At 48.7% G+C, this 16,504-nt stretch carries 14 protein-coding genes; 11 read left to right on the forward strand and 3 right to left on the reverse strand.

Annotated features, from left to right (window positions below; translation table 11 throughout):
* Window positions 1–25: 25 nt before the first annotated feature.
* Window positions 26–1,711, reverse strand: coding sequence for a dihydroxy-acid dehydratase (ilvD, locus tag ABD014_RS05640; RefSeq protein ID WP_343858563.1), 1,686 nt, complete (start codon window positions 1,709–1,711; stop codon window positions 26–28).
* 256 nt (window positions 1,712–1,967) lie between these two features.
* The gene (locus tag ABD014_RS05645) at window positions 1,968–3,026 is read right to left on the reverse strand and encodes an acyltransferase family protein (RefSeq protein ID WP_343858565.1); all 1,059 of its coding nucleotides are present in this window, start codon (window positions 3,024–3,026) and stop codon (window positions 1,968–1,970) included.
* 274 nt (window positions 3,027–3,300) lie between these two features.
* Between ABD014_RS05645 and ABD014_RS05650 the strand changes: the two genes are divergently transcribed.
* From ABD014_RS05650 to ABD014_RS05660, 3 genes are all read left to right on the forward strand, one after another.
* Complete coding sequence (locus ABD014_RS05650; RefSeq protein ID WP_343858567.1) at window positions 3,301–4,062, forward strand: HAD family hydrolase; 762 nt, start codon at window positions 3,301–3,303, stop codon at window positions 4,060–4,062.
* A gap of 85 nt (window positions 4,063–4,147) precedes the next feature.
* Window positions 4,148–4,888, forward strand: coding sequence for an NAD-dependent protein deacylase (locus ABD014_RS05655; protein WP_343859692.1), 741 nt, complete (start codon window positions 4,148–4,150; stop codon window positions 4,886–4,888).
* 97 nt (window positions 4,889–4,985) lie between these two features.
* Entirely contained in the window at window positions 4,986–5,759 is a 774-nt protein-coding gene (locus ABD014_RS05660) for a protein-glutamine gamma-glutamyltransferase (RefSeq protein ID WP_343858569.1), read from the forward strand.
* Between the two features lie 156 nt (window positions 5,760–5,915).
* Here ABD014_RS05660 and ABD014_RS05665 read toward each other — a convergent pair whose 3' ends face one another.
* Window positions 5,916–6,770, reverse strand: a complete 855-nt coding sequence (locus ABD014_RS05665) for an AraC family transcriptional regulator (RefSeq protein WP_343858571.1) — start codon at window positions 6,768–6,770, stop codon at window positions 5,916–5,918.
* A 161-nt stretch (window positions 6,771–6,931) separates the two neighbouring features.
* On the opposite strand from ABD014_RS05665, the gene ABD014_RS05670 reads away from it, so the two are divergent.
* The 8 genes from ABD014_RS05670 (at window position 6,932) to ptsP (ending at window position 16,483) form a co-directional block, all read left to right on the forward strand.
* Window positions 6,932–8,110 (forward strand): galactokinase, encoded by a 1,179-nt coding sequence (locus tag ABD014_RS05670; protein ID WP_343858574.1) that lies wholly within the window; start codon window positions 6,932–6,934, stop codon window positions 8,108–8,110.
* Window position 8,111: 1 nt separating this feature from the next.
* Window positions 8,112–9,098 carry a UDP-glucose 4-epimerase GalE gene (galE, locus tag ABD014_RS05675; RefSeq protein ID WP_343858577.1) on the forward strand — a complete coding sequence of 329 codons (987 nt, stop codon included), beginning with the start codon at window positions 8,112–8,114 and terminating at the stop codon, window positions 9,096–9,098.
* A 13-nt stretch (window positions 9,099–9,111) separates the two neighbouring features.
* Window positions 9,112–10,695: a UDP-glucose--hexose-1-phosphate uridylyltransferase gene (locus tag ABD014_RS05680; RefSeq protein ID WP_343858580.1), complete on the forward strand. Its 1,584-nt coding sequence runs from the start codon at window positions 9,112–9,114 to the stop codon at window positions 10,693–10,695.
* 190 nt (window positions 10,696–10,885) lie between these two features.
* Entirely contained in the window at window positions 10,886–11,428 is a 543-nt protein-coding gene (locus ABD014_RS05685; protein WP_343858582.1) for an NfeD family membrane protein, read from the forward strand.
* Window positions 11,429–12,964, forward strand: a complete 1,536-nt coding sequence (floT, locus tag ABD014_RS05690; RefSeq protein WP_343858584.1) for a flotillin lipid rafts scaffold protein FloT — start codon at window positions 11,429–11,431, stop codon at window positions 12,962–12,964.
* A gap of 220 nt (window positions 12,965–13,184) precedes the next feature.
* Entirely contained in the window at window positions 13,185–14,033 is an 849-nt protein-coding gene (gene glcT / locus ABD014_RS05695) for a glucose PTS transporter transcription antiterminator GlcT (protein ID WP_343858586.1), read from the forward strand.
* Between the two features lie 469 nt (window positions 14,034–14,502).
* Window positions 14,503–14,778: an HPr family phosphocarrier protein gene (locus tag ABD014_RS05700; protein WP_343858588.1), complete on the forward strand. Its 276-nt coding sequence runs from the start codon at window positions 14,503–14,505 to the stop codon at window positions 14,776–14,778.
* Window positions 14,771–16,483 (forward strand): phosphoenolpyruvate--protein phosphotransferase, encoded by a 1,713-nt coding sequence (ptsP, locus tag ABD014_RS05705; protein WP_343858590.1) that lies wholly within the window; start codon window positions 14,771–14,773, stop codon window positions 16,481–16,483. The genes ABD014_RS05700 and ptsP overlap by 8 nt, the downstream gene beginning before the upstream one ends.
* Window positions 16,484–16,504: the final 21 nt, after the last annotated feature.

Below are 16,504 nucleotides of genomic sequence, written 5' to 3' on the forward strand. Positions count from 1 at the left end.
AAAGGAAAAGTATAATGTGCTTCGATTAGATCTTCATAACTCCGCCCGAGCTAGCGTTAGTAACCAGCTTGGAGTAACGAGCCAGATAGCCGGTTTTCACCTTCGGCTCGAAGCCCTTCCAGTTTGCGCGGCGGCTAGCCAGCACTTCTTCATCGACCAGCAGCTCGATTTTGCGGTTGTTCAAGTCGAGCTCGATGATATCGCCATCTTCAACGAATGCGATCGGACCGCCTTCCGCAGCTTCCGGAGAAATATGACCGATGCTGATTCCGCGCGAAGCGCCTGAGAAGCGGCCATCCGTAATCAGGCCGACCTTGGCGCCAAGTCCCATACCTACAATTTGTGAGGTAGGAGCGAGCATTTCTGGCATCCCCGGGCCACCCTTCGGTCCTTCATAACGAATAACGACGACACAGCCCTCTTTAACTTTGCCGTTAGCGATTCCTTCCAACGCCTCCTCCTGGGAGTCGAAGCAGATGGCTGGACCTTTATGATATCCGCCTACAGATGGATCAACAGCACCAACCTTGATGACGGAGCCTTCCGGAGCCAGGTTGCCGTACAGAATGGCTAGCCCGCCTTTTTCGGAGTATGGATTATCGATCGGATGGATGACGGTTGTATCCTTAATCTCACAGCCAGCTACGTTCTCGGCGAGCGTCTTGCCGGTAACTGTTATCTGGTCTCCGAAGATAGCCCCTGGCTTCTTCAGCAGCTCATGGATAACAGCGCTAACGCCACCCGCCCGGTCAACATCCTCGATGAAGATATCTGTCGCCGGTGCCAGCTTGGAAATATGAGGGACGCGGTTAGCTACTTCATTGATCCGTTCCAGTGGATAATCGATTCCAGCTTCTTGCGCCAGGGCAAGGGTATGCAATACGGTATTGGTAGAGCCACCCATCGCCATATCCAGAGCAAAAGCATTATCGATCGATTCCTTGGTCACGATATCGCGAGGCTTGAGATCAAGCTTGATCAATTCCATCAGTTGCTTCGCGGATTTTCTTACGAAATCGCGGCGCTCATCAGATACGGCCAGAATTGTACCGTTACCTGGCAGTGCGAGTCCCAGCGCTTCGGCCAGGCAGTTCATGGAATTGGCGGTAAACATTCCAGAACAGGAGCCGCAGGTTGGACAACCGAACTGTTCAAGCTCGAGCAGATCCGAATCATTGATTTGGCCTGCTTGATGCGCACCAACTCCTTCAAATACGGAGGTCAGCGATAGCTTGCGTCCTTTGCTGTCTACGCCGGCCTTCATCGGGCCGCCGCTAACGAAGATGGTCGGGATATTGACGCGAAGCGCACCCATCATCATACCAGGTGTGATCTTGTCACAGTTCGGGATACAGACCATCCCATCGAACCAGTGAGCAGATACAACGGTCTCTAATGAGTCGGCGATAATTTCGCGGCTTGGCAGAGAGTAGCGCATTCCAATGTGCCCCATAGCAATGCCGTCATCCACGCCGATTGTATTGAATTCGAACGGAACGCCACCAGCTTCACGGATCGCCTCTTTGACGATTTTACCGAATTCCTGCAAGTGAACATGTCCAGGGACAATATCAATGTAGGAATTACATACGGCGATAAACGGTTTGTTGAAGTCTTCTTCCTTGACGCCGGCGGCGCGGAGCAAGCTGCGGTGCGGCGCACGGTCGAAGCCTTTTTTGATCATGTCTGAACGCATTTTCTTGGCTGTCATAATAGACGATCCCCCCATGATATAAGAATTTATTAGATTTTGGAACTTTACACCGCTAAAGGTTTTCTTTACAGTCTATCATATGTATTCTGCTTTTTCTAGCAAACAAAAACAGTAAAATATCTAGATAAAACGTCGAATTGAGTAGAAGTTTGAGCCAAAAAAGACTCATGGGAATATAAAACTGAATCTAGAGATAGGTTCGAATGGACGGAAAAAAGCCTGCGCGCGTTCGCAGGCTTTTCTAAAACTTGTCTTAATGCTTGATGGCTGCTCTTGTGCCGAACGAGTGTGTGGCCCGGCGCTCCAGGTCAACGATCCATTGTACAGATGGCTCGATCAGCGGCGATGCCAGTCTGCGGACGAATGGCTGACAGAGCAGTAGGGTCAAGGCAACGGAAGCTGCAATAAGTACCAATGATGCTGCGTCGCTATGAATCCAGCTATAGATAGGGGACAGGGCAGCGAGCCGGATAATAAAACCGTGCAGCAGGAATACATATAACGTTCTGCGTCCCATATCAGTGATGCTGCTCTCTTTCCAAGGCACGAAAGCAAGAAAGCTAGCTGCGGCCAGTGCTTGCAGTACATACAGCAACATACGGAATACTCCAGTGTACCATGCGATCTGTCCTAATTGGCCATAGGTCATATTACCATAGAGCCAGCCTGGAGATATATTCAATCCACCCATGGCGATCCAGAGGAACAGCAGGGCAGATGCGCTTAAGGCGAACATTTTTACCTTGTGTGTGAACAAGAGCTTTAACCGAGCGTAAGAGAAATGATAACCAATAATGAAGAAAGGGAAAAATACGAGTGTCCGCGAAATACTGAGCCAAACTCCGTCAACAGGTAGATAGCCGACCAGTACTCCGAGCAGAACCGCAGTAATAATCTGTTGAAGTGGTGTCAGCTTATGCAGCATGATCAACAGCAGACGCCAGCAGAAATGACTGGCCAGGAACCAGAGCAGCAAATAAGGGGCGAAGTAGGAATAATGTATGTTATGAACATGGAATAATAACGCGTCCATCGCTAGATAGATGGTTTGAAAGATAACATACTGCATCGCGATTTGCAGCAGCACCTTGCGTCCAGCCCCTTCAAATAAATTACTCTTCGCGAAATAACCGGTGACGAATACGAATAAGGGCATATGAAAAGTAAAAATCCACATATATAAAGCTTCCATACCCTCGAGCCTCGAAATTAACGGTTCAATGGCATTGCCAATAAATACACATACGATGAGCAGAAAGCGCAGATTCAGAAAAAAGGTCTCTCCCCGCAAACTAATTGAATGATTGGCCATGATGAATCTCTCCTTATCCGGCTGCTTCCGCATCGTTGTCGGCAAGTTTTAAAATAAATTAATGAAAATTTTGAGGAATCTTCGTTCAGATATAAGGTACTATTTTTGCAGTATTTACCTTGTGATAATAATCACAATAGAAAACGCTATCAGACAGAATGAATGTGTCGAACTGTTGACAACTGCTGACGAGCCATTTTTGTCTGGATTCGTACTTCAAGGTACAATAGAAGAAGATATCTGGTCGTGAAAAATAAATAAGGGAAGTGAATCGATGCCGAAAGTTACTGTGCATGGTCAAGAGATTCCGTGCAGAGGGATATTGTTTGATAAGGACGGTACGTTGCTGGATTTTATGCCAATGTGGGGAGCTTGGGCAACTGTGCTTATAGGATTGCTCGATGATCATTTGACTGCTCTAGGTAAAGAACCGATTGGTCATAGAAAGGAATCACTTGGGTTGTTCAGCGACCAAACGGGAAAGATCACTGGGTATGATAAGGCCGGGCCAATTGCGATGGGGACGGAGGAAGAGGTTACGGCGCTGCTGGCCTGGCATCTGTATACTGCTGGAATTCCTTGGAATGAAGCCACAGTGCTGGTCAGGCGCTATAACAAGTCGGCGATGCAGAAGCTGGAGCAGGACAGGAGGGCTGTGCCACTTCCGGGACTGACGGGGTTCCTGCAGGATTGTCATAAATCGGGGATGAAGCTGGCAGTGGTGACTTCGGACACGGTGAAAGAAACCAAGAAGCATCTAGATTGGATGGATCTAAGTCACTATTTTCCAGTCATTGTCGGAAGAGACCGGGTATCCAAGGGAAAGCCGGATCCGGAGATGGCGCTACTGGCCATGCAGGAAATGGGCCTTACGCCAAAGCAATGCATCGTCATTGGAGATAGCAATGGAGATATGGTGATGGGAAAGCAGGCTGGGGCTTTGTGTACGATCGGCATTGCTCCAGACGGAGACGGCCAGCAGTATCTGCTCGATGCGAACTTGATTATTCGCGGGTATCATGAGTTGTCGGTTTAGTAAAGTCTGAGGCATCGATGCTGAAAACCGGTCTTTTTGAACATTCGCAATAAGATTAAAAAAAAGGGGACATATAACGATGGATATGACGAAAATAGAACAGTTAGCCGCCTGGGCGCAGAAGAGCCAGAGGATCGTCTTCTTCGGTGGGGCGGGTATCTCAACTGAGAGTGGAATTCCTGATTTTCGTTCGGCAGCGGGAATTTATCAGACGGAGACGGCTTCGCCCTATGCACCTGAGGAAATTTTGAGTCGTCCTTTCTTCAACCGCCATCCTGAGGTGTTCTATGATTTCTATAAGTCGAAAATGATTCACTCCGAGGCCCGTCCTAATCCGGCGCATCTCTGCCTCGCTAAGTTGGAACAGGCGGGTAAGCTGACACATATTATTACACAAAATATCGACGGATTGCATCAGATGGCCGGCAGTCGGAGCGTACTTGAGCTTCATGGCTCGATCCATCGCAATTATTGTATGGATTGCCGCCAGTTTCATAGCCTGGATGAGGTGATGCAGAGCGCCTCTATTGTACCGGTCTGTCACAACTGTGGAGGGGTCGTCAAGCCTGATGTCGTGCTCTATGGAGAGAATCTCGATAACCAAGTGCTGTCAGAGAGTATCCAAGCGATCGCTTCGGCAGATATGCTGTTGATTGGAGGGACGTCCTTAACGGTTCAACCGGCAGCGCATCTTGTGACTTATTTCAATGGAGATCGGACGGTGCTGCTGAATGCTTCGCCAACGGCATATGACCAACATGCAGATCTATTAATTACAGATCCGATCGGTGCGGTGATGGAAGAGGTAAGCCGGTTGCTGTCATAAGGAGAATCGTGACTACCCTAAATATAGGCACTTATCTTACCGCGCAGCGTACAATATCCTAATAAGATGGAAAATTCTACGATGTGAGGTGGGTATAATGATAGTTCTTCCGCCGGGGGAATCGGAGCAGATTGGGCAGATGAATCTGACGGGGCTTGAGCAGCAAATTTTGCGGATGAAGCAGGAGAGTGCAGTACAATATCGCTATGATACTATTGCCGATTTGAAGTTTGAATTAACAGCCAGAGGGAAAATAGTAGAAGCAGCCAGGGCACTATATGACAGCGGTGTGGGCTTTGCTACTTTTGAGAACTCGCGCTGTAATCAGGACTACTGGGTTCGGCTTAGCAACGGGGGATTTCAACAGCGCAGCGATGTCACCCCAGCGGAGGCGATCCGCGATATTTTCCGTAATGGCCGCAAGTATGACTTCGAATGTGCTACAGCGATGGTCATCGTCTTGTATCGAGGGGTCATGGATGTGATTGGGGATCAGGCGTTCAATACTTACTTCGCTAACCTGGTGCTGTATGATTGGAAGTATGATAGCGATCTGCGCATTAATTCGGTCAGCGGGGCGGAGGCATATCCAGGGGATGTAGTCTATTTCAAAAATCCCGATTTTGATCCTTCTACGCCGGAATGGCAGGGGGAGAATGGGATCGTGCTGCCAGATGGACTCTATTACGGCCATGGCATCGGCATCGTAACTGCGGATCATATTATTCGCTCCTTAAATTTACAAAGGAAGCCGGGGAGTACGACGTCTGCGTACATGATGGACGATGTAGAATCCTTGGATTTTGCTTACACACAGAGGCTGAGTAACGGTGTGGCGAGAATTGGTGCGAGTGTCTATTTGCTCGTTTGATATCGTGATGAACATCAGCTATCCTGTTGGTAGTGGGAATTATTGGGGACACCCTCAACTGCGATGTCAGGCTATGAGGGTGTCTTTTTTGAATTACGGAGCGGTTCATCCTTATACCGTCCTGATCGCGGCTTCTTTATGAAGTAGGAGCGCGTGTTAGCTCTGTCCGGGGGCATTTCTACGGTACTCGCTTGGCGATTCACCGTGGAATCTACGGAACTGGCGAGAGAAATACAAGGCATCGGTTAATCCGACAGACGCGGAGATTTGCTCGATGGATAGCTCCGGCCGCTCGCGCAGTAACTGACGGGATTTGTCTATCCGCAGTTTGAGTAAGTAAGTGACTGGAGTCAGACCCGTCGTCCTCTTAAATATACGTGACAGATAGGCCCGATTGTACCCAAGGCTGGAGCACATTTGTTCAATGGATATGGGATGGGCGTATTGACTGCTCATATAATGGATCATTTGCTTGACGGTGCGCTGCACCCCCGATTCTCCAGTCGGCAATGCAGACTCGCGAACAAGTTTCTCCTCAGCTTCGGCCATAATCAGGTGTAGATAGCCTAATGAAGCCAGATGTGAGCTAGGCTTCCGTGTGCGGAAGACTTGAAGCACGGATTCGAGTATTTCAGGAATGGCGCTGGCTGATCCGGAGCTGAACGCAGCTAGTTGCGGTGTAAACCCCGCACGCTGGACAAGCTCAGCTGCCTTATCCCCAGCGAAGGCAATCCAGCGGTATCGCCAGGGCTCAAGCTTATCCGAGGCATAGCTTACGAGTTGGTCAGGCTGAATCAAGAAGCAGTCGCCAGCGCTGAGGGAGTAATAGGCAAATTCAGTCTGGAAGCTTCCTTTTCCCTGCTCGACAAAATGCAGTAGGAAATAGTCATATACCTTCGGGCCTAGCCTATGATCAGCCGAGGTCTGACTCTCGCCTGCGAACAAGACGTGCAGATCGCTAGTCTCGAATACTTCCGGATTAGCAGCGGCACTATAGGTTTCCTGAAGCATGAGGCGACCTCCTCTATTATCCTGTCTATATTCTACTCTCTGAGGTCACATTTATCCATATAAAACTCGCATACATGCATTACGATTATATTCGATTTTTCTTATACTGGGTTCAAGGAAGCTTGAAACAATCAATCATGAATAATGAGGTGTCCATAACGATGAAACGACAAGAGATGGAACGATTGTTAATATCACGATACGGTGAGGACGGTGCAGCGATATCCGTATTCAATGCACCGGGACGCGTAAACCTGATCGGTGAGCACATCGATTACAATGGCGGATATGTGCTGCCGGCTGCGCTGGAATTTGGAACAACGATGGCAATTCGCAAGCGTACAGATCGAAAAATGATGTTCTCGTCCACGAATCTACCTTATCAGGGCGATTTCGATGTGGATCAGCTTGGCAGTGGCAAGATTGGCGAGTGGGTCGACTATCCGATCGGAGTGATTGTGGAGCTTGGCAAGCTTGGCGTACAGCTCAGCAATGGCTACGATATTCTGTTCCATGGCGAGATCCCAAATGGAGCAGGTCTCTCATCTTCCGCCTCTATTGAAGTTGTTACCGCATACGGACTGCTGATGATGGAGAATCAACCTACCGATAAGGTAGAAATTGCTAAGCTATCGCAACGGGCTGAGAACCTATTCGTTGGCGTGAACAGCGGAATTATGGATCAGTTTGCTGTTGCGAACGGGGCAAAGGATCATGCGATTCTGCTGATGTGCGATACACTGGAATATCAACTTGTGCCATTCGTGACGGGTAACTATAAGCTCGTGATCAGCAATACGAATAAGCGCAGAGGTTTGGTTGATTCCAAATATAATGAGCGCCGCGAGCAATGTGATGCGGCTTTGAAGATTTTGCAGCAGAATGTACCTAGTCTGGAGTATTTGGCTCATCTGTCCCTGGAGCAATTTGCACAGTTGAAAGGCAAGTTCACAGATGAAGTGCTGCTAAGACGGACCACTCATGTCATTGAAGAGAATGATAGAGTGCTTCAATCGGCCTTGGCGCTGCGTGCTAACGATTTGGTTCGTTTCGGGCAATTGATGAACGCTTCCCATGATTCACTGCGCGATCTGTACGAAGTCAGCTGCATGGAGCTTGATGTTATGGTCGAAGAGGCACGGAAGATCGAGGGCACGCTGGGCTCACGGATGACTGGTGCCGGATTTGGCGGCTGTACCGTATCACTCGTACATGAGGCCGCAATTGACCAATTCTTATCTACTGTAGGTGAAGCGTACGAGAAGAGAACGGGCTTCAAGGGCGAATTCTATGTATGTGGCGTAGGCAACGGAGTTCATGAAATGAAGGAGGAGTATTAAAATGGCGATCTTGGTCACGGGTGGAGCAGGATATATCGGTTCCCATACAGTTGCGGAGCTGCTAGAGCAAGGCAAGGAGGTTGTCGTTATCGACAATCTGCAGACAGGGCATAAGGATGCGCTGCTGGGCGGGAAGCTGTACGAAGGAGATCTGCGCGATAAGGAGCTGCTGAAGAGATTGTTCACTGAGAATGAGATCGAGGCAGTCATCCATTTTGCCGCTAATTCTCTGGTTGGGGAGAGTATGAAGGATCCCGTAAAATATTTTGACAATAACGTCTATGGCACACTGTGCCTGTTGGAGGCCATGGATAAGGCAAATGTACGTAAAATCGTCTTCTCCTCTACGGCGGCAACCTATGGCGAACCGGAGAAAGTGCCGATCGAAGAGAGTGACCCTACCCATCCGACAAATGTCTATGGGGAGACGAAGCTGACGATGGAGCGGATGATGGCCTGGTTCGACCAGGTGCTGGACATCAAATATGTTGCGCTTCGCTACTTCAATGCGGCCGGGGCTCATGTTAGCGGTAAGATCGGCGAGGACCATGATCCCGAGACGCATCTTGTTCCGCTTATTCTTCAGGCAGCGCTTGGACAACGTGATTCGATCAAAATCTTTGGTGATGATTACAACACACCTGATGGTACATGCATACGCGACTATATTCATGTGAGCGATTTGGCGGATGCCCATCTGCGCGCTGTAGAGTATTTGCTGGGCGGCGGAAACAGTGATGTGTTCAATCTTGGCAGCGGCCAAGGATTCTCGGTCAAAGAGATGATCGAGGCTGTGCGCGAAGTAACCGGTCGTGACTTCCCGGTACAGGTTACCCCTCGCCGGGCTGGAGACCCAGCTGTATTGGTCGCTTCCTCTGACAAAGCAAGAAGCGTGCTCGGCTGGAAGCCATCACGCGACAATCTGCAAGACATTATCGGCAGTGCCTGGGGATGGCACTGCAATCATCCGGAAGGCTATAACGACTAAGGAGTGGGCAGAAGTGAAAGCTGAAGACAAGAACAGGCAGGATGCGCAGGCAGCTATCGAAAGACTGCTTCACTATGCACTGGAACAAGGGCTAATCGATTGGTGGGATCTGGAGTATTCTCGCAATCGTCTACTGGAACTGTTCTCCTTCGATGAGCCTTATGCTGGGGAACTTGTAGAAGAGACGCTGGCGAGTCCAGAGCAGCCGCTTGAGGTATTGATCAATTATGGCTTTGAAATCGGACTGATCCCTGAGAATACAGTGACTTATCGCGATTTGCTTGACGCGCGGATTATGGGGCTGCTCATGCCTCGCCCGTCAGAGACGATCTCAGCCTTCCGCAAGACGGAGGCGAACCATGGCATTCAGGCGGCGACGGATCAATTTTATAAGTTATCTGTGGTAAGCAATTATATTCGTATGGATCGGGTTGCACAGAATATATATTGGGACCAGCCTACCGATTATGGATCGATGGAGATAACAATCAATCTGTCCAAGCCGGAGAAAAATCCGAAGGAGATCGCGATGGCGAAGCTACTACCGCCTCCAGTCTATCCGAAATGCCAGCTATGCCGGGAGAATGTAGGATATGCTGGACGGATCAACCATCCAGCGCGCCAAAATCTCCGCGTTATTCCGCTGGAGTTGAATGGTGAGCCTTGGTTATTCCAGTATTCGCCGTACGTGTATTACAACGAACATTGCATCGTATTCCATCATGATCATGTGCCGATGAAGCTGACGAAGGATACCTTTAAACGGCTATTAGCATTTACGGCGCAGTTCCCGCACTATTTTATCGGATCGAATGCCGATTTGCCGATTGTGGGCGGGTCAATTCTGACGCATGATCATTTTCAAGGGGGAAGACATACCTTCCCATTGGAGAAATCGCCGATTGTAGCGAAGTTCCAACATTTATCTTATCCGGGTGTTACAGCTGGAATTGTCCAGTGGCCAATGACGGTACTGCGCTTAAACAGCCAGGATCCCGATATATTGCTGGAAGCAGCGGATGATATATATGAACAGTGGAAGGCATATAGCGATCCGACAGTTGATGTATTTGCTTACAGTACAGACGGTGGTGAGAAGGTGCCGCATAATACAGTGACTCCGATCGTTCGCCGCGGGACGGACGGCAGCTTCGAGATGGATATTGTGCTGCGCAACAACCGGACGAATGAGCAGCATCCGGAAGGAATCTTCCACCCGCACCGGGAGATGCATCATATCAAGAAGGAGAATATCGGTCTGATTGAAGTCATGGGACTGGCGATTCTGCCAGGTCGTCTCAAGGAAGAACTAGCTGACATCGCTGGTATTCTGAGCGGAGATATGACCTTGTATGATGATGTTACCTCCAATCCCGATTCCAAATTGGCCGTGCATGCTGCATGGGTGAAGCAATTGGTTGCAGACCACGGGCAGGCGATGGCCAAAGAAGATGCGGAAGCGCTGCTTCGTAATGAGGTCGGCCGCAAGTTTGCCGAGATTCTCGGGCATGCTGGCGTGTTCAAGGTCACTGATGAGGGACGGGAAGCATTCCGTCGCTTCGTGACCAGCGCTGGATATGAACTGTTAAGTGAATAATCATAGAGATGAACAGGGCTAAGCACTAGGTTATAGGGGCTTGGCCCTGTTTTTTTATTTAGTTACAAGTATAATGGAATTGGATGCAATATTTGGAGAATGGGGTGTTGCAACCAAATAAAGGATAATACGTAGTAAATATTACATATCATGATATGGGTCAGTTATTTTGGTTCAAGGAGGAGAAGGGATGGATGGATTATTTTGGGGCTGCTTTATCGGCGGAGCATTTTTTGCTCTGGCGAGTACGCTCCTGGGAGATATAATCGGAAGCTGGATCGATGGAATTTTCGATTTGATCTCCATTGACTTTTTCAAACCGATCATTAGTGCTTCAGCGATTACGACCTTCGGGGGAAGCGGTATTTTGTTAAGTCAATATACCAGCCTGGGGAATGCAGCGATTATTATTTTCTCGATCCTGATCGCCCTTCTCCTCTCGGTCATCGTGTATTTCCTTTACGTTAAGCCCATGGATAACAGTGAGAATTCAATCGGATTCTCGGAGGCCGATCTACCCGGCAAACTAGGGGAAGTTACCATACCGATCGCCGCTGAAGGCTTCGGTGAGATCATGGTTAAGCAGGTGGCAGGGAATACGCTACATATCGCAGCGAGTTGGGATAAGAGGAATATTTCCGCCGGTACAGAAGTTGTGGTTGTGGATATGAAGGAGGGAGTCGCCCTCGTATCCGAATTGTATGACAATAGGAAAGAAGAGGAGATGATCTAAATGATCGAAGGGTTTCCAGATTATTTGCTAATTCCATCTGTTATAATCGCTGTTATTCTTATTCTAGGTATTGCATTCTGGGCTCGCTATAAGACGGTTAGCCCGGATGAAGCGATGCTTGTAACGGGTTCCTTCCTTGGAAGTAAGAACGTGGCAGACGATGAATCTGGTCGCAAGATTAAGATCGTTCGTGGGGGCGGCGCATTTATCTGGCCAATCTTCCAGAAGGCTGAGTTCATGTCATTGCTATCACATAAGCTGGATGTGATGACGCCAGAGGTGTATACAGAGCAGGGGGTTCCGGTATCCGCCGACGGTGTCGCCATCATCAAAGTGGGCAGCTCGGTCGAGGACGTAGCTACGGCTGCAGAGCAATTCATGGGCAAGCCCATTGAGTCGCTGAAGGGCGAAGCTCAGGAAGTGCTGGAAGGGCATTTGCGATCGATTCTCGGCGGAATGACGGTTGAGGAGGTATACCGCAACCGTGATAAGTTCGCCCAGGAAGTACAGGGAGTAGCCGCCCGGGATCTGAAGAAGATGGGTCTACAGATTGTATCGTTTACAATCAAGGATGTGCGCGACAAGCATGGTTATCTAGAAGCGCTTGGTAAGCCGCGGATCGCCGCTGTAAAACGTGATGCCGATATCGCTGAGGCAGAGGCGCTTCGGGACGCAAGGGTCCAGAAGGCGCTCGCTGAGGAATCCGGACAGAAGGCCGAGCTGTTGCGCGATACTAATATTGCAGAAGCGACCAAGGAGAAGGAACTGAAGGTCGCAGCCTTTAAGAAGGAGCAGGATACGGCCAAGGCCGAGGCGGACCAGGCGTATGAAATTCAGGAAGCGCGGGCCAAACAGACTATGGTTGAGGAACAAATGAAGGTTGAATTGGTCCGTAAAGAGCGGGAAATCGATCTGCAGGATAAGGAAATCACGGTACGGCAGAAGCAGTATGATGCGGAAGTGAAGAAGAAGGCTGATGCGGACCGTTATGCTGTGGAACAGGCTGCGGAAGCCGATAAGGCGCGTAAAATGCGCGAGGCTGATGCATTACAGTATTCCATTGAAGCGCAAGCACGCGCCGAAGCGGAGCAGAAGCGTCTGGAAGGTCTGGCGGTCGCAGATGCAGAGCGTGCCAAAGGTACAGCGGATGCCGAGATCATTCGTCTTCGCGGTTTGGCTGAGGCTGAAGCTAAGGAGAAGCTGGCCGATGCGTTCCAGAAGTTCGGCGAAGCCGCCGTACTCGATATTATCGCCAAGATGCTGCCTGAATTGGCCGAGAAAATCGCAGCACCGATCGCTTCGATCGAGAAGCTTACGGTTGTGGATACCGGTAAGGGAGAAGGAGCAGCCCGTGTTAGCAATTATGTGACTGAGCTGATGGCTACGGCTCCGGAAATGATTAAAAATATTTCTGGAATTGAAGTGGAGCAATTGATCAAGGGGCTTACACAGCGGAAGATGGTTAATCCAGCTCCAGCTCCAGCTGTATCCAAGCCAGCCCCTAACGTAAATCCGATCCAAACGCCGCAGGAATAATTCGTTTATCATTGAATAATATATATGGACGTCTCACCTTTATGTGAGACGTCTTTTGTTTAATTTAAGTACTTACTATTTCCTATATTAGAGCAAAATAATGAGTAATTTGTGGATATAGCAACCTTTTGTCCAGAATTACTGGCAACGCTTTATTTGGTCAGTTATAATGGGTGTAAGCGTTCCGGACAACTGAATATCAATTAAATGGGGTGCAAATGTGAAGATCCTACGAGTGGCCAAGGTGTTGAATAACAACGTCATTATTGCCGGGCATCCTGAGCATGGTGAAGTTGTCGTCATCGGCAAAGGCATCGGTTTCAATCGCAAGACTGGGGATACCATTCCTCTCGAAGCGATTGAGAAAATGTTCATTCTTACGAATCAGATGGAGCAGGAGCAGTACAAGCAGCTCGTGCCGCAGGTAGATGAACATTTGATCGAAGTCATTGGCGAAATTATCTCGTATATTTCCCGGAAAACGCAATCGGAGCTCAATGAACATATACATATTGCGCTAACCGATCACCTCGCATTCGCTATTAAGCGTGCTGAACAGGATCTTGCCTTCCATAATCCTTTTCTATATGAGACAAAAGAGATATACCCCCTCGAGTTTGAATTGGCTGAGTATGCGATCGACCTGATTCATAAGAAATTGGGGGTGGACCTCGGCGATGACGAGATTGGTTTTGTTGCGCTTCACATCAACAGCGCAATTACTAACCGGCATATTAGCGAGGTTCGGGGACATGCGCAATTGATTGCTGATTTAGTAACCGTGATTGAAGAGGAGTTACAGATTTCCATTTCACGTCATTCTCTGGATTATTCCAGACTCCTTACCCATTTGAGATTTGCCATTGAGCGAGTGCGTAGAGGCGAAAGAGTTGGAGAAATCGAACGACTGGATGTGTTATTGCAGCAGGAATACCCAAGTCTGTACACCCTGGCTGGTAAGTTGACCGATATCATGGAGCAGCGGTTGCATAAGCCGATCTGTCATGCAGAACTCAGTTATTTGACTATGCATTTGCAGCGCATTGCTACCTCTCAAAGTGAAAGCTAGGGAACTTGCACTCGTTATGCAGGTTTGTTATACTTTTAACAAGTAATACAACAGAAAATTTATTATCACAATGTGTGACTGATTCGATCAGGCATGAGTTGATTAAAGTGTTTTGATTGCAACGCTATTTGTAGGGGTATAATATCCTCAGGAATAGGCGATTGCAACGGGGGACTTTATTGCTCATGTCTTTTTTGCATTTTGAACGATTTGTTACTGTCAGAGATATTATGACAGGGGGGGGATGTTGCTCGAAGCTTAAGGGGTCGCCGGAACGCTCCCTTATGTGGTAGTAAATTCGGTAGTAAATTCAATTGGAATTTGATAAAAGTACAGAATTTGGTGAAATTATTCTCATATGATGCAATTGCAATGTGAGGTACAATTTGGCAAATAATGTCGAATTCCCGTATTATAAAGGGAGAGAGACTAGAAGACATAAAATTGTGGAAAGCGAGATGAGATAAACATGGAGAAAAATTTTAGAATTACAGATGAGGATGGAATTCATGCCCGCCCGGCTACCGCGTTGGTAAATACGGCAAATAAATTTAAAGGTTCCGAGGCTTATGCTGAGGCAAACGGCAAAAAGGTAACTTTGAAGTCGATTCTTGGGGTTCTGTCCCTTGGGTTGGAGAAGGGGGATGACCTGAAGTTAATCGTTGAGGGTGATCAAGCGGAAGAGGCTATTCAGGCGCTTACGGAAGTGATGATTAACGAAGGGTTAGGCGAAGTCCATGCTTGAAATTAAAGGAATTGCCGCATCTGCGGGAGTGGCGATTGCATCTGCCTTCCGGCTGGAGCATCCTGATTACACAGTCCATCAAGAGAATGTAGCTGATTCCGATTCGGAACTGAAGCGATTAGACGATGCTCTGGCTAAATCGCAGCAGGAGCTCGAAGGAATCAAACAGAGGACGGAGGAACAGCTTGGTGCTAAGAAGGCAGAGATTTTCGAATCGCACTTGTTGATTCTGAATGACCCTGAGCTGCTTGATGCCGTTCGCGATAAGATTACTTCTGAGAAGGTGACGGCTCAATACGCGCTGGATGAAGTAGCTAAGCAGTTCATCTCGATGTTCGAGAATATGAAGAGTGCTTACTTAAGAGAACGCGCTGCAGATATGAGAGATGTGACTAAGCGGGTACTTACTCATCTGCTTGGATTGAATTATACCAATCCAGCTGACATTAGCGAGGAAGTTATCGTAATCGCTGAGGATTTGACCCCATCTGATACAGCGCAGTTGAACCGGCAATATGTAAAAGGGTTCACAACCAACATCGGAGGAAGAACTTCTCATTCGGCAATTATGGCCCGTTCTCTGGAAATTCCGGCCGTAGTCGGAACACAAGAGGTTATGGCCAAGATTCAGAGCGGCGATACCGTCATCGTTGACGGTCTGGACGGTAAAGTCATTGTCAATCCGTCTGCAGAGGTGCTGGAGCAGTACCAGCTTAAACGTGACCAATATCTCCGCCAGATTGAGGAATGGAAGAAGCTTAAAGAGGTTCCTACCCAGTCCAAGGACGGAGTTCATGTTGAACTTGGTGCCAATATAGGTACTCCGAATGATGTTACGGGTGTGCTGGAGAACGGTGGAGAAGCCGTCGGCTTGTACCGTACGGAGTTCCTCTACATGGGACGCTCAGAGCTGCCGTCGGAAGATGTCCAATTCAACGCCTACAAGACTGTTCTTGAACGGATGGAAGGCAAGCCAGTAGTGGTTAGAACGCTGGATATCGGTGGCGATAAGGAACTGCCTTATCTTGATCTGCCTAAGGAGATGAATCCTTTCCTTGGATTCCGTGCAGTTAGACTATGTCTGGAGCGCCAGGATATATTCCGCACACAATTGCGCGCGTTGCTGCGGGCAAGCGTGTATGGCAATTTGAGAATTATGTTCCCGATGATCGCTACGCTCGATGAGTTCCGTCAGGCCAAAGCCTTGCTCCTGGATGAGAAGCAGAAGCTGACTTCGGAAGGGGTTCAGGTCTCAGATTCGGTTCAGCTAGGAATCATGGTAGAGATTCCATCGACGGCAGTACTCGCAGATCAATTTGCCAAAGAGGTCGATTTCTTCAGTATTGGAACCAATGATCTGATTCAATATACGATGGCCGCAGACCGGATGAATGAACGTGTGTCCTACTTGTATCAGCCATACAACCCGGCGATTCTGCGCCTGGTGAAGATGGTTATCGATGCAGCGCATCAGGAAGGATGCTGGGTAGGCATGTGCGGCGAGATGGCCGGTGATGCAACGGCGATTCCACTCCTGCTCGGACTTGGACTGGATGAGTTCAGTATGAGCGCGACATCCATTCTTCCGGCTCGTTCACAGATTACCCGTCTCTCGAAGGCGGAGATGGGGCAGCTTGCGGCCAAGGCGATTGGTATGCAAACCGCGCAGCAAGTGGTTGAACTGGTTCACTCTATCGGCGAATAAAGGAATAGTACGAACTGATTA

The organism is Paenibacillus motobuensis (genome assembly GCF_039521865.1).
Lineage (GTDB): Bacteria > Bacillota > Bacilli > Paenibacillales > Paenibacillaceae > Fontibacillus > Fontibacillus motobuensis.

Coding starts and splice junctions, on each gene's coding strand:
- ilvD (WP_343858563.1), bottom strand. CDS start 1,711: ATGACAGCCAAGAAAATGCGTTCAGACATGATCAAAAAAGGCTTCGAC.
- ABD014_RS05645 (WP_343858565.1), bottom strand. CDS start 3,026: ATGGCCAATCATTCAATTAGTTTGCGGGGAGAGACCTTTTTTCTGAAT.
- ABD014_RS05650 (WP_343858567.1), top strand. CDS start 3,301: ATGCCGAAAGTTACTGTGCATGGTCAAGAGATTCCGTGCAGAGGGATA.
- ABD014_RS05655 (WP_343859692.1), top strand. CDS start 4,148: ATGACGAAAATAGAACAGTTAGCCGCCTGGGCGCAGAAGAGCCAGAGG.
- ABD014_RS05660 (WP_343858569.1), top strand. CDS start 4,986: ATGATAGTTCTTCCGCCGGGGGAATCGGAGCAGATTGGGCAGATGAAT.
- ABD014_RS05665 (WP_343858571.1), bottom strand. CDS start 6,770: ATGCTTCAGGAAACCTATAGTGCCGCTGCTAATCCGGAAGTATTCGAG.
- ABD014_RS05670 (WP_343858574.1), top strand. CDS start 6,932: ATGAAACGACAAGAGATGGAACGATTGTTAATATCACGATACGGTGAG.
- galE (WP_343858577.1), top strand. CDS start 8,112: ATGGCGATCTTGGTCACGGGTGGAGCAGGATATATCGGTTCCCATACA.
- ABD014_RS05685 (WP_343858582.1), top strand. CDS start 10,886: ATGGATGGATTATTTTGGGGCTGCTTTATCGGCGGAGCATTTTTTGCT.
- floT (WP_343858584.1), top strand. CDS start 11,429: ATGATCGAAGGGTTTCCAGATTATTTGCTAATTCCATCTGTTATAATC.
- ABD014_RS05700 (WP_343858588.1), top strand. CDS start 14,503: ATGGAGAAAAATTTTAGAATTACAGATGAGGATGGAATTCATGCCCGC.
- ptsP (WP_343858590.1), top strand. CDS start 14,771: ATGCTTGAAATTAAAGGAATTGCCGCATCTGCGGGAGTGGCGATTGCA.